The organism is Dietzia sp. SL131 (genome assembly GCF_026672565.1).
Taxonomy (GTDB): Bacteria; Actinomycetota; Actinomycetes; order Mycobacteriales; family Mycobacteriaceae; genus Dietzia; species Dietzia kunjamensis.
On sequence record NZ_JAPPRI010000003.1, the window covers coordinates 924,623 to 936,883 of the forward strand.

Sequence of the window (12,261 nt, forward strand, 5' to 3'; positions counted from 1 at the left end):
TCAGTCCTTGCCGGCGACCCCGGCGTCGGCGAAGGTCGCCATCTGCGTGAGGATCGCGACGGCGTTGTGGACGACGGGCAGGGCGGCGACGGCCCCGCTTCCCTCACCCAGACGCATCGAGTGTTCGAGGATCGGGTCGAGGGACAGGTACGTCAGCGCGGCGGTGTGGGCGGGCTCCGCGCTGCGGTGGCCGGCCGCCCACCACTGGCGGGAACCGGGTGCCATCGCCTCGGCCATGAGCGCGGCGGAGGTGACCACGGACCCGTCGAGAAGGCACGGCGTCCTACGAACTGCGGCCTGGGCCAGGAACCCGGCCATCGCGGCGAGGTCCGCACCGGAGACCTTGCGCAACATCGCCACGGGGTCCCGCAGGTCGCCGGACGCCCGGAACATGGCGTCCCGGATCGCGGCGGTCTTGCGCATCCAGCCCTCGTCGTCGATCCCGGTTCCGCGGCCGACCAACTCGACCGGCTCGCGACCGGTGACGAGACACGTCAGCACGGTGGCCGGCGTGGTGTTGCCGATGCCGAGGTCGCCCGCGATGAGCAGGTCCGCCCCGGAGTCGACCTCCTCGTCGGCGATGCGACGACCGGCGGCGATCGCGGCCCGCACCTCCTCGGGGGTCAGGGCGTCCTCCCTGTCGATCGACCCGCTGGAGCGGCGGATCTTGTGGTCGTCGAGCCCTCCGGGACGCTCGGCCGACATCGCCATGTCGGCCACCCGGACCGTGGCGCCGGCCATGCGGGCGAGGACGGACACCGCCGCGCCGCCGCCGACGATGTTGTCGGCCATCTGCAGCGTGACCTCGCGCGGGAACGCGGACACCCCGTGTTCGGCGACGCCGTGGTCACCGGCGAACACCACCACCCTGGCGCGGTCGAGCGGGCGGGGCGGGCACGCCTCCTGGCACGAGGAGACCCACACGCTCAGCTCCTCGAGCCGACCGAGGGACGTCGCGGGCTTGGTCAACGTGAGATGCCGGGCGCGGGCCTCCTCGGCGACGGAGTGGGACGGCGGGTGAACCGGGGGGAAGGCGACGGGGTCGTCGTAGTACGACACGTCGCCCAGGCCGGGGAAGTCGTGGGGGACGGTATCGAGGTCCCGGGGCGCGGCCGCGGCCTCGGCCTCGGGCGCGCCGACGGCACCCATCGTCGTACCGGTGGCCGTCGTCGCACCGGTGACCGTCGCCGTCGCCGCGGCGGGGGTGCGCGCGACGCTACCGGCGGTCGGGTGCACGGCCTCGAGGGGGAGGGGGCGACCGGCGACGACGAGGACCGCCGAGTCGCACACCCCGGCCAGCCGCCGGTTGAGCGAACCGATCACGTCGGCGAACACCCGACCGGAGAGCGTGTCCGGCACGACTCCCAGACCGACCTCGGGCGAGACGAGGACGAGGGTGCCGGAGTGCTCGGCGACAGCGGTGACGAGGGCGTCCAGGTCCGCCGCGACCGCGGCACCCCCGTCGGTCCACCCGAGTGTGGCGTCCATCCGACGCGTCAACCAGCCTCCGAGGTCGTCCACGAGGATCGTCGATGTCGGGTGGTCGGCGAGGACCCGGACGATGTCCTCCGTCTCCTCGGTCACCCACCGGGTGGGCCGGCGCTCGCGGTGTGTCTCGATCCGCGCGGCCATCTCGTCGTCCCCGGGGTCGCGCCGGGCCGTGGCGACGTACACGACGTCGTCGTCGGTGGCCGCGGCCACCGACTCGGCGTGGGCGGACTTGCCCGAGCGGATACCACCGAGGACGAGCAGGCGCATGGGGGTCAGGCCCTTCCGGGGATCAGTGGCTCTGGACGGGTCAGATGGCGTCGCCCGGGCGGACCCGGGGGCGGGGGGTGCGGAGCATGCGGGGCTGCGTCGCACGCATGACGGCGTACCACCCCATGCCGAAACCGGTGTCGTCGGTGGACGGGAACCTCTCGCGGACCGCCTTGTTCACGGTTCGTCCGAGGAGGATGCCGTCGACGACGACGACCATGATGAGCACCAGGAAGAGGGTCTGGCTGTAGACCATGAGGGTCGGGTTCGGGATGAGCTGGAACACGATCACGAACAGGGCGAGCGGCATGAACCAGTTGATGAGGCGCCGGTGGGTGTCGACCCAGTCGCGCGCGAACCGGCGGACCTCTCCGCGGTCACGGGAGAGCACGTAACGGTCGTCGCCCTCCATCATGAGCTGGCGGCGCTCCTCGCGCGCGGCGCGCTCGCCGGCCCTGGCGGCCCGACGCTCGTCCTTGGTCATGGTCGCCTGGGCGGCCTTCTTGCGCTCCTTGGCCTCTTTGCGGGTGACCGGCGCGGTCACCGGACCCTGGCGCACCCCGCGGGCGCGCTCCTGGTCGCGACGACGGGGCGTCGGCTTCCCCTTGCCCGCGGGGCGGCGCGGGTCGCCGGAGGGCTCGGAGGCAGCCGCATCCGCGGACGCGGACGCGGGCCGCCCCTCGGGGGCGGGGGAGCCTTTGCCGCTCTCGTCGTCTCTGGAGCCGAATGCACGCAACTTCACACACCCAGGCTAGGCGATCGACACCGGCGCCGGACATTCACCCATGGGCGACAGCAGGCGTATCGTGTGCGGGGGAACGGGTGCCGGGGAATAGAGGACTCCCCGGTGGGCGTTGAACCTTTCACGACGCCCCCGAAGCCCTCTTCCGATCGCAAGGAGAACCGACATGACCACTGCGGAGAACACCGCTACCGGCGTACTGCTCACCGAGGCAGCCGCCGCCAAGGCCAAGGCCCTGCTGGACCAGGAGGGTCGTGACGACCTCTCGCTGCGCATCGCCGTCCAGCCCGGTGGCTGCGCGGGCCTGCGCTACCAGCTCTTCTTCGACGACCGCTCGCTCGACGGTGACGTGGTCGACGACTTCGGCGGCATCAAGCTCGCCGTCGACCGGATGAGTGTCCCGTACCTGACCGGTGCGTCCATCGACTTCGTCGACAGCATCGAGAAGCAGGGCTTCACCATCGACAACCCGCAGGCCACGGGCTCCTGCGCATGCGGCGACTCGTTCAACTGACGCCGCGGTCGCACTGACGACCGGGCGACCCGGGCCGATCACCGATCGGTCCGGGTCGTCTACTGTCTGGGGCATGCCCGTCGTCATCACAGGTTCCATCGCCACCGACCACCTCATGACCTTCTCGGGTCGCTTCTCCGAGCAGTTGCTGCCGGACCAGCTCGCGCACGTGTCGCTGAGCTTCCTGGTGGATTCGCTGCAGATCCGCCGGGGCGGGGTCGGCGGCAACATCGCCTTCGCGCTCGGCGTCCTGGGTCGGCGACCCCATCTGGTGGGGGCGGCGGGCGAGGACTTCGCCGAGTACCGCGACTGGCTCGAGCGGCACGGTGTCGATTGCTCGGCGGTCCACATCAGCTCTGCTCTGCACACGGCGCGGTTCGTGTGCACGACCGATTCGGAGATGGCGCAGCTCGCGTCGTTCTACCCCGGCGCGATGGGGGAGGCGGCGACGATCTCGCTGGCTCGCCTGGCCGACCGGATCGGCCGTCCGGACATCGTGCTCATCGGGGCCAACGACCCCACGGCGATGCACTCCCACACGATGGAGTGCCGCGAGCTCGGTCTGGACTTCGCCGCCGATCCCTCCCAGCAGCTCGCGTTCCTCGACGGGGACGCGGCCGGTGAGCTGGTCGACGGGGCGCGGTACCTGTTCACCAACGAATACGAGTACGAGCTGCTGCTCAACAAGACCGGGTGGTCGGCAGAGGAGCTGGACGCCAAGGTCGGCACCCGCGTCACCACCCGGGGTGGGAACGGCGTCGTGATCGTCGAGCAGGGCGCGGAGCCCATCGAGGTCGGGATCGTCCCGTCGGACAACCTGCTGGATCCCACGGGGGTCGGCGACGCGTTCCGGGCGGGCTTCCTCTCCGGTGTCCTGGACGGGTTGTCGCTGGAGCGTTCCGCCCAGTTCGGAGCCCTCATCGCCACCCACGTCCTGGAGACCACGGGCACGCAGGAGTGGACCATCGACCCGGCCGCCGCCCGCCGCCGGCTCGTCGATGCCTACGGGGACGAGGCCGCCGAGGAACTGTCGGCGCTCCTTCCCGCCTGACCGTCCCGCCGCCTCCTGCTAGAGGCGGACGGGGTACTCGCGCTGCTCGATGTCCGGGGTGATCCGGCCCTCGACGAAGATGCCGTGCCAGATCATGAAGCACAGCATGGTCCAGATGCGACGACTGTGATCGGACTCGCCGCGGCGGTGCTCGTCGAGCATCCGCAGTACCGCGGCCTTGTCCACGAACTCGTCGGTGCCGGACGCCGCCACGTGCTCGCGTGCCCAGTCGTGCAACTCCGGCCCGGCCAGCCAGTGACGGGTCGGGACGGGGAATCCCAGTTTCTTCCGGTGCAGCACGTGGGCGGGAACGATCCGTTCGAGGGCCTTGCGCAGTGCGTACTTGGTGGTGCCGTGGGCGACCTTCTCGGTGTGGGGGAGCCGCGACGCGACCTCGTAGACCTCACGGTCGAGGAACGGCACCCGTAGCTCGAGGGAGTTGGCCATGGTGACCTTGTCGGCCTTGACCAGGATGTCGCCGCGCAGCCACGTGAACAGGTCCAGGTGCTGCATCCTCGCGACGGGGTCCCATCCGCGGGACCGCTCGTAGATCGGCGCGGTGACGTCCTGGTGGCTCCACTCCGGTCGGTAGTCGCGGAGGACCGCCTCCACCTGCGCGTCGGAGAAGGAGCGGGCGTTGCCGTAGTACCGGTCCTCGAGGCTCATCGAGCCGCGGTGCAGCAGGCTCTTGCCCCGGGTGCCCTCCGGGATCCGGGTGCTGAGTCTGCCCAGCGCACGACGGATCCCACCGGGGACCTTCTCGAACGGAGCCAGCGACAGGGGCTCCTTATAGATGGTGTAGCCGCCGAACAGCTCGTCCGCGCCCTCACCCGAGAGGACGACCTTGACGTGCTTGCGCGCCTCGCGGGCGACGAAGTACAGCGGGACCAACGCCGGGTCGGCCACCGGTTCGTCGAGGTACCAGATGATCTCGGGGATCGCGGCGGCGAACTCCTCGGGCGAGACCACCTTGACGATGTGCTCCACGCCGATCGCGGCGGCCGACTCGGCGGCGACGTCGATCTCCGAGTACCCCTCGCGCTCGAAACCGGTGGTGAACGTCAGGAGGTTCTCGTTGTGGCGTCGCGCGAGGGCGGCGATGGCGGTGGAGTCGATGCCCCCCGAGAGGAACGAGCCGACGGTGACGTCGGCGCGCATGTGCTTGGCGACCGAGTCCTCGAGTGCGGCGGCGATCTCGTCGTAGCGGCGCTCGGCGTCGCCGTCGGCGACGGGCACGACGGGGAACGTGGGCTCGAAGTAGCGCTGGATCACGGGCTCGGTGCCGGGGGTGACCGTGGCATGGCATCCCGACTCCAGGCGCCGGACGCCCCGGGTGAGGGTCTCGTCCTCCGGGACGTACTGGAGGGTGACGTAGTGCTGGAGGGCGCGGGTGTCGAGGGAGGTGTCGACGACGACGAGGTCGATCAGTTCGGTGACCGACTTCTTCTCGCTCGCGAACACGGTTCCGCCGGGTCCGGTCGCCATGTACAGGGGCTTGATGCCGAAGGGGTCCCGGGCGACGAACAGCGAACGCTCGACGGTGTCCCAGATCGCGAAGGCGAACATTCCGCGGAGCCGGCGGACGGCCGAGGGGCCCCAGTGGTGGAACGCCACGACGATCGGCTCGCCGTCACCCTCGGTGGCGAACACGGCACCGAGCTCGCGCTGCAGCTCCTCGCGGAGTTCGAGGTAGTTGTAGATCTCCCCGTTGAACACCAGCGCGTAACGGTCCGGCTGCTCGGGCGGACCCCAGCGGAGCGGCTGGTGAGAGTGCGCGATGTCGATGATCGACAGGCGGTTGAACCCGAAGGCCATGTCGCCGTCGACCCAGGTGCCCACCTCGTCGGGGCCGCGGTGGCGCTGGCACCCCATGGCGCCAAGGACCCGCGCCTCGTGGGTACGGGCGGAGCCGTCGGGGGTGATCAGACCAAGCAGGCCACACATGCGTCGGGTACCTCGTCCATCGTCGTCGGGGCGTCAGCGGTGACCCGCCCGAGCGGGTCGCGACGCGATCGAATACTACTGGTCGGCGGAACCCCTCCGGCCCACCGCCGACGGCGTGGGGGAGCGGGCGGGTGAATTGCTGGACCCGCGGCTTCCATTCTGAGAGCCGTGGTCTACTCTTTTAAGGTGTCCCGGCCACGTGGTCGGTGCCGCTGATCAGGAAGGCGTGATGGTGGAACAGCGTGACGGGCGTCGTCGGACGCGCAGGGCGACACTCGCGATGTCTCTCGGCACAGTGGGCTTGCTGTTGTCCGGTTGTAGCCTCCAGACCGACAACAAGTGGTGGAACCAGACGATGAACTTCGGCTTCCCGACCGGGATCACCCCGGAGGGCGTCGCGATCCGCGAGTTCTGGACGGGCACAGTCATCACGTCGCTCATCGTCGGCTTCTTCGTGTGGGGCCTGATCTTCTGGTCGATGGCGTTCCACCGCAAGCGGAAGAACGACGACGGCGAGTTCCCGCGCCAGACTGCGTACAACGTGCCCCTGGAGCTGATCTACACGGCTGCGCCGTTCGTGATCATCTCCGTGCTCTTCTACTTCACCGTGGTCACGCAGAACAAGGTGCTCGATCTCCGTCCGCAGGAGGAGGTCGGCGTCAAGGTCGACGTCACCGCCTACCAGTGGAACTGGAAGTTCGGCTACAACAAGGTCGACGTCGCGGGGGCCAGCATCGAGGACGGCACCAACGTCGAGGCGCAGCGCGCGGCCGAGGAGGCCGGTGTGCTCTCCGACGAGGTCCGTGAGGCCCTGGGTCAGCAGGGTGAGCCGGCGGCCGGCGGCCCGATCCACGGTCGTCTTGCCGAGGACAAGTCGTACCTCCACTACAACAACATCGAGACCGTCGGTACCTCAGAGGAGGTTCCGGTCCTGGTTCTGCCGACCGACACGCGCATCGAGTTCCGCCTCGCGTCGGCCGACGTGGTCCACTCGTTCTGGATCCCCGAGTTCATCTACAAGCTCGACGTCATGCCGCACCCGGGCAAGAACCAGCAGTTGAGCATGTTCCAGATCGAGGAGATCGATCGCGAGGGTGCGTTCGTCGGACGCTGTGCCGAGATGTGCGGTGTCTACCACGCGATGATGAACTTCGAGCTGCGCGCGGTATCGCCGGAGGCCTTCGCCCAGTACATCCAGTTCCGTCAGGACAACCCGACCGCGTCCAACGCGGAGGCGCTGGAGTCGATCGGCCAGGACCCGTACTCGACCTCCACCGCACCGTTCAAGACCGGACGCAGCGATACCCGTGACCAGAACAACATCATCGAGACCGCGTCGGGCAACTGACGGTTCTCCCGGTATCACGCGAAGGATTCCTGAACGATGAACGCAACAGTACGAATTTTCGACGCCCTGTTTATCTTCCTGGCCGTCATGGGTATCGCGTACGCGTACCTCACCGGTACGTCTCGGACGGGCGTCGAGTGGGTCGGCGCCACGGCCTTCGTGCTCTCGGCCGGCCTGAGCCTGCTGATCGGTGGTTACCTCCGCTTCGTGGCGCGGCGCATCAGCACCCTGCCCGAGGACTTCGAGGAGGCCGAGGTCTCCGACGGCGCCGGCGAGCTCGGCTTCTTCAGCCCGCACAGCTACTGGCCCGTGCTGGTGGCCTTCTCGGTCTTCATTATCGGCTACGGAGCGGCCTTCTGGAACTGGTGGGTGCTCATCGGCGGCGCCGTCGCGCTGGTCATCACCGCCTGCGGCCTGGTCTTCGAGTACCACTGGGGACGCGAGAAGCACTGACCGTCTGACCGTCTTCCACCGGGGCCCGGTGTCGCACGCTGCGACACCGGGCCTTTGTGCTGTCGCCACCAGGGTGTCGGCCCGGGCTCGCCGCGCGCCGGTCAGAAGGGTGGTGGGTCGGGGTCGTGGTGGTGGTCGGGTGGGGTGTCTGGTGGTGGGGCCATGGTGTTGGCTTTGCGTTCGGCGGCCAGGCGTAGGGCGCGTCGGTACCAGTGGGTGCTTTGTGGTCGGGGGTTGAGCCAGGGGCGGCGTGGGGGTGGGATGTCGGCGTCGGGGTCGGCCCTGGTGTCGGTCGCAGCCCCGGTGTCGGTCTCGGTGGTGTGGCGGCGCCAGCGGGCGAGGGGGCCGTCGGGGTGGGTGGTGAGCGTGTGTCCGGTGTCGGTGGTGATGGTCAGGGTGCCGTCGGGGGCGAGTTGGTAGTGCCAGTTGTGGAAGGTTTTGAAGCGGTGGTGGTTGCGGCACAGGGCGGCGAGGTTGTTCTCGATGGTCAGTCCGCCACGGGTGGGATCTGTGTGGTTGAAGGGGCGGACGTGGTCGATGTCGCAGGCGTCGGCGGGGACGGAGCAGCCGGGGTGGCGGCAGGTGCCGTCGCGTAGGCGGATGCGGTGGGCCAGTCGGTCGCTGATGCGATAGCGGTGGGCGTGGTGGGGGGTGTCTGCGGCCCCGGGTGCGGTGTCGGGCACGGTGATGGTGGCGCCGGTGCTGCGGGTGAGTAGTTCGATGAGGGCGTCGATGGTGGCCGGGCCGCCTCGGGGGAGGTAGACCTCGGGTTCGCCGTCGGGGCCGGGGGGTGCGAGCACGGTGATGGTGGGGCGGATCTGGGTGGCCGGCGGGCGGTGACCCGCACCCGTGCCCGCCCCGGCGCCCCTGCCTGCGTCGGTGTCGGTGCTGGGGTGGCCGAGAAGGGTGGCGACGAGGGCGTCGGCGCGTAGTTCGTCCATGCTGCGGATGGTGTCGGTGTCGAGGGTGTGGGCGCCGTGGCGGCGGGTGGTCTCGACGCGGGTGCGGGTGTCGCGGTGGCGTTGGTCGGTGGCCCTGGTCTGCAGCAGGGTGTGGATGGCGAAGGCTTCGGTGGCGGTGAGGTGGGCGGTGAGGTCGGCCATGCCGTCTGGGCCGCGGCGCAGGGTGACGCGGCGTTCGCGGACCGCGGCGGTGCGGCGCAGGCGTACGCCGTCTGGGTCGTGGGCGGCGATGATGCGGTCGGTGTGGGACAGGATCGCGTCGCGTCCGGGGCGCCTGCCGGCGGCGAGGGCGGCCAGGAGCCAGTCGATGACCTCGCGGTGGACGGCGTCGCGGTGCAGGGAGTCCACGGTGCGCATGTGGCGTGCGAGCAGGGTGGCGGTGGCTTCGTCGAGTCGGCCGGTGTCCATGGCCTCGACGAGACAGGGGAACTTGGTGACCAGGGTGATGGCCAGGGTGAGCAGGCTGCGGGCGCGGTTGTGGTGCACGCCGTAGGCGGCGACGATCTCACTTGTGGCGATGGTCAGTGGGTCGATGACGGCGTGTTCGGGGCGTTGGTCCAGGCCGGGGCCGTAGCCGGCGGCGATGTCGCGCAGTTCCTGTTCTTCGCGGCAGGTGGCCCACAGGTCGTGGCAGGCGCGCAGTCGGGCGGCGGCCGCGCGGTTCTCGGCGTTCAACGCCGCCAGGGCTGCGGAGCTGGCGGCGGTGACGGCGGGACTGCCGGCCACCGCTCCGGCATCATCCCCGGTGGTCGTCTCCCGCATGTGCACCCCCTTTCCGGCGGTTGACCGCACGACCCTGATTCGCCTGTGTGTTCGATTGGGGAAACACTAGCAAGCAGGTCCGACACACGGCTCTGACCTGGGAAGACCGGCGGACTGCGCCGGTCGGTGCGAGGATGGGACCGTGTTGGACACGGATGCCGTCGTCTCGGTGAGTTGGTGGGCGGTCATCCCGCTGATCGTCGTCGGCTCTGTGCTCCACTTCGCCTACGACTGGAGCGGGCACCACCGGGTCGTGGCCGTGTTCGCCGCGGTCAACGAGAGCTACTGGGAGCACATCAAGATCGCCGCCTGGCCGACCATGGTGCTGTACGCGGCCCTCTTCGTGCTCGGGGGCGCCTCGCAGCCGTCCTTCGTGCCCGCAGCCACTGTCGCCCTCTATTCGATCCCGGTGACGATGATCGGGGTGGTCTTCGCCTACAAGGCGGTCGCAGGTCGCAATGTGCTGTGGGTGGACATCGCCGTGTTCGGCCTGTGTATCGCGCTCGCCCAGGCGATCTTCGTGAGTCTGCTCAACGGACTGGAGGCGGACGTCCTCGTCGTCGTCCTCTCGGTCTTCTACCTGGCGGGCATCGTCGCCGCCTACGTGGTGTTCACCCTGAGGCCCCCCGCCGAACCCGACGTCTTTATCGACCCCACGACATACAGATACGGGGTCGAGGGGCACGCCGACTACGAGGCCGCACCCGAGGGCTGACGGGCGTGGCGCAACCCGTCGGACGCCTCGGGCCCCGTCCGCGGGGAGCGGACGGGGCCCGACGGAGCCAGGGTGTCGTGGGACCTACAGGCCCATGTCCTTGGCGATGATGGACTTCATGACCTCGTTGGTGCCGCCGTAGATGCGGTTGACGCGGTTGTCCGAGTACAGGCGGGCGATCGGGTACTCGTTCATGAATCCGTAACCGCCGTGCAGCTGGAGGCAACGGTCGATGACCTCGGCGGCCACCTCGGTGCAGAACAGCTTGGCCGAGGCCGCCTCGGCGGCGGTGAGCTCGCCCTCGTCCAGCGCCTCGAGGGCGCGGTCCGCGACGGCCTGCGCGGCGTCGACCTTGGCCTGGCACGCGGCCAGCTCGAACTTCGTGTTCTGGAACGAGGCCACCTCCTTGCCGAAGACCGTGCGCTGCTGCGTGTACTCCTTGGCGAAGCGCACGGCGGCCGCGGCCTGGGCGTACGCACCGTAGGCGATGCCCCAGCGCTCGGACGGCAGGTTCTGCCCGAGGTAGTAGAAGCCGCGGTTCTCTTCGCCGAGCAGGTCCTCGACCGGGACCTTGACGTCGGTGAAGGACAGCTCGGCCGTGTCGGAGGTCTTGAGTCCGACCTTGTCGAGCTTGCGGCCCACTGCGTAGCCCTCGAGCTTGGTGTCGACGGCGAGCAGCGAGATGCCGAAGCGGCGGTCGTCCTCACGCGGGGGAGCGGTACGGCAGGCCACGATCACGCGGTCGGCGTGGACGCCGCCGGTGATGAACGTCTTGGCACCGTTGAGGACGTAGTGGGTGCCGTCAGCCGAGAGTTTGGCGGTGCTCTTCATGCCGGCCAGGTCGGACCCGGTGCCGGGCTCGGTCATCGCCAGCGCCCACATCTCCTCGCCGGAGACGAACTTGGGCAGGTAGCGCTGCTTCTGCTCCTCGGTCGCCAGGGCCTTGATGTAGGGGAGCCCGAGCAGTACGTGGACACCCGAGCCGCCGAAGTTCACGCCGGCGCGGGCGGTCTCCTCGGACTGGATGGCCTCGAACTTGTGGGAATTGATCCCCGCGCCGCCGTACTCCTCGTCGACGTTGATGCCGAACAGGCCGAGGTCGGCGAGCTTGTAGTAGAACTCACGCGGGACGATGCCGGCCTCGAACCACTCCTGGAAGTGGGGGGTCACCTCGGACTCGATGAAGTCACGGAGGGTCTGGCGGGAAGGCCTCGTGGTCTTCGTTGAACACAGTGCGGCGCAAGTGCGTGCCTTTCCGTTGGACGTTCTGCTCCGGTGGCAGGCCACCGTGGAGGGGAGCGGAGCGTCAGGTTGGTGTACTCCTACTGGTGAGTAGCCTACAAGAATTCGAACTCTCTGACCCGTCCGCCGGCCCGTCCGACGCCGCGACGTCACCCCGTCGGCGGAGTGAATTCCAGGCCGTCGTCGGCGATCAGCCTGATCGGCCCGGTCACCTCACGTCCGGTGACCCGCTCGCCACGCTGGGTCACCGCCACCACGCCCTCCTCGCGGAGGTCGAACGCGACCTCCCGGGCGACGGGCATGAGGTCGCGCCAATGATCCCCACCCGCCACCCGGGCCGCATCCGACGGGCAGATCGACCCCTGGCCGCGCGAGCGCAGGAGCGTCCTGATCGTCGCGGCCAGTCGATCGCGTGTCCCCTCCCGGGTGGGTGCCCACCACGGGTCGCCGCGCTCACCGAGCGCGACCTTGGCGTCGTGCACCATCACCCGGGCGGCATCGCCTTCGGTCTTGACCAGCCGGCGACCGGTCATCAGTGCCCGGACGAGCTCCGAACGGAGCTTCTCGGGGATGGACGGATCCGTCGCGCGCCACCGCCGGCCCCCGACCACGATGTGGCGACCGTCCTCGGTGTGCTCCACGCCCGGGGCGGTGTTGTCGTCTCGATCGGTCACACCCAGATCCTGCACCGCATCCCCCTCGTTACCCACCGATCGGCGATCGACGGTCTCGCGTACCGCGCCGGTGTTAGGGTCACTACAGGAACTGGA

Annotated in this window: 10 protein-coding genes and 1 pseudogene; 5 read left to right on the top strand and 6 right to left on the bottom strand. The window is 69.5% G+C overall.

The window, feature by feature from the left end; translation table 11 throughout:
* A complete protein-coding gene (gene cobT / locus OVA21_RS05175) occupies positions 1-1,758 on the bottom strand; it encodes a nicotinate-nucleotide--dimethylbenzimidazole phosphoribosyltransferase (RefSeq protein ID WP_096905670.1) in 1,758 nt (585 codons plus the stop codon).
* Between the two features lie 40 nt (positions 1,759-1,798).
* Entirely contained in the window at positions 1,799-2,500 is a 702-nt protein-coding gene (locus tag OVA21_RS05180; RefSeq protein WP_096905669.1) for a DUF3043 domain-containing protein, read from the bottom strand.
* Between the two features lie 166 nt (positions 2,501-2,666).
* Between OVA21_RS05180 and OVA21_RS05185 the strand changes: the two genes are divergently transcribed.
* Together OVA21_RS05185 and OVA21_RS05190 are read left to right on the top strand one after the other, a co-directional pair.
* Positions 2,667-3,014 (top strand): HesB/IscA family protein, encoded by a 348-nt coding sequence (locus OVA21_RS05185; protein WP_067714160.1) that lies wholly within the window; start codon positions 2,667-2,669, stop codon positions 3,012-3,014.
* A 73-nt stretch (positions 3,015-3,087) separates the two neighbouring features.
* Positions 3,088-4,065 carry a carbohydrate kinase family protein gene (locus OVA21_RS05190; RefSeq protein WP_268091933.1) on the top strand — a complete coding sequence of 326 codons (978 nt, stop codon included), beginning with the start codon at positions 3,088-3,090 and terminating at the stop codon, positions 4,063-4,065.
* 18 nt (positions 4,066-4,083) lie between these two features.
* Here the strand turns inward: OVA21_RS05190 and asnB are convergent, their stop codons facing one another.
* Positions 4,084-6,009, bottom strand: coding sequence for an asparagine synthase (glutamine-hydrolyzing) (asnB, locus tag OVA21_RS05195; protein WP_268091934.1), 1,926 nt, complete (start codon positions 6,007-6,009; stop codon positions 4,084-4,086).
* Positions 6,010-6,289: 280 nt separating this feature from the next.
* On the opposite strand from asnB, the gene ctaC reads away from it, so the two are divergent.
* Together ctaC and OVA21_RS05205 are read left to right on the top strand one after the other, a co-directional pair.
* Positions 6,290-7,357, top strand: a complete 1,068-nt coding sequence (gene ctaC, locus OVA21_RS05200; RefSeq protein WP_096907279.1) for an aa3-type cytochrome oxidase subunit II — start codon at positions 6,290-6,292, stop codon at positions 7,355-7,357.
* Between the two features lie 36 nt (positions 7,358-7,393).
* The gene (locus OVA21_RS05205; RefSeq protein WP_067714151.1) at positions 7,394-7,810 is read left to right on the top strand and encodes a cytochrome c oxidase subunit 4; all 417 of its coding nucleotides are present in this window, start codon (positions 7,394-7,396) and stop codon (positions 7,808-7,810) included.
* 101 nt (positions 7,811-7,911) lie between these two features.
* On the opposite strand, the gene OVA21_RS05210 is transcribed toward OVA21_RS05205, so the two are convergent.
* Positions 7,912-9,534 carry an HNH endonuclease signature motif containing protein gene (locus OVA21_RS05210; RefSeq protein ID WP_268091936.1) on the bottom strand — a complete coding sequence of 541 codons (1,623 nt, stop codon included), beginning with the start codon at positions 9,532-9,534 and terminating at the stop codon, positions 7,912-7,914.
* Between the two features lie 142 nt (positions 9,535-9,676).
* On the opposite strand from OVA21_RS05210, the gene OVA21_RS05215 reads away from it, so the two are divergent.
* On the top strand, positions 9,677-10,249 hold the full coding sequence (locus tag OVA21_RS05215) for a DUF6512 family protein (RefSeq protein ID WP_268091937.1): 573 nt from the start codon (positions 9,677-9,679) through the stop codon (positions 10,247-10,249).
* Positions 10,250-10,333: 84 nt separating this feature from the next.
* On the opposite strand, the pseudogene OVA21_RS05220 reads toward OVA21_RS05215, so the two are convergent.
* Together OVA21_RS05220 and OVA21_RS05225 are read right to left on the bottom strand one after the other, a co-directional pair.
* Positions 10,334-11,492, bottom strand: a pseudogene (locus tag OVA21_RS05220) (acyl-CoA dehydrogenase family protein).
* 148 nt (positions 11,493-11,640) lie between these two features.
* The gene (locus OVA21_RS05225) at positions 11,641-12,165 is read right to left on the bottom strand and encodes a DUF3253 domain-containing protein (protein ID WP_268091938.1); all 525 of its coding nucleotides are present in this window, start codon (positions 12,163-12,165) and stop codon (positions 11,641-11,643) included.
* Between the last annotated feature and the right edge of the window lie 96 nt (positions 12,166-12,261).

Bases quoted from the DNA above. Each gene is read 5' to 3' on its own strand.
- cobT (WP_096905670.1), bottom strand. From the start codon at position 1,758: ATGCGCCTGCTCGTCCTCGGTGGTATCCGCTCGGGCAAGTCCGCCCAC.
- OVA21_RS05185 (WP_067714160.1), top strand. From the start codon at position 2,667: ATGACCACTGCGGAGAACACCGCTACCGGCGTACTGCTCACCGAGGCA.
- OVA21_RS05190 (WP_268091933.1), top strand. From the start codon at position 3,088: ATGCCCGTCGTCATCACAGGTTCCATCGCCACCGACCACCTCATGACC.
- asnB (WP_268091934.1), bottom strand. From the start codon at position 6,009: ATGTGTGGCCTGCTTGGTCTGATCACCCCCGACGGCTCCGCCCGTACC.
- ctaC (WP_096907279.1), top strand. From the start codon at position 6,290: ATGTCTCTCGGCACAGTGGGCTTGCTGTTGTCCGGTTGTAGCCTCCAG.
- OVA21_RS05205 (WP_067714151.1), top strand. From the start codon at position 7,394: ATGAACGCAACAGTACGAATTTTCGACGCCCTGTTTATCTTCCTGGCC.
- OVA21_RS05210 (WP_268091936.1), bottom strand. From the start codon at position 9,534: ATGCGGGAGACGACCACCGGGGATGATGCCGGAGCGGTGGCCGGCAGT.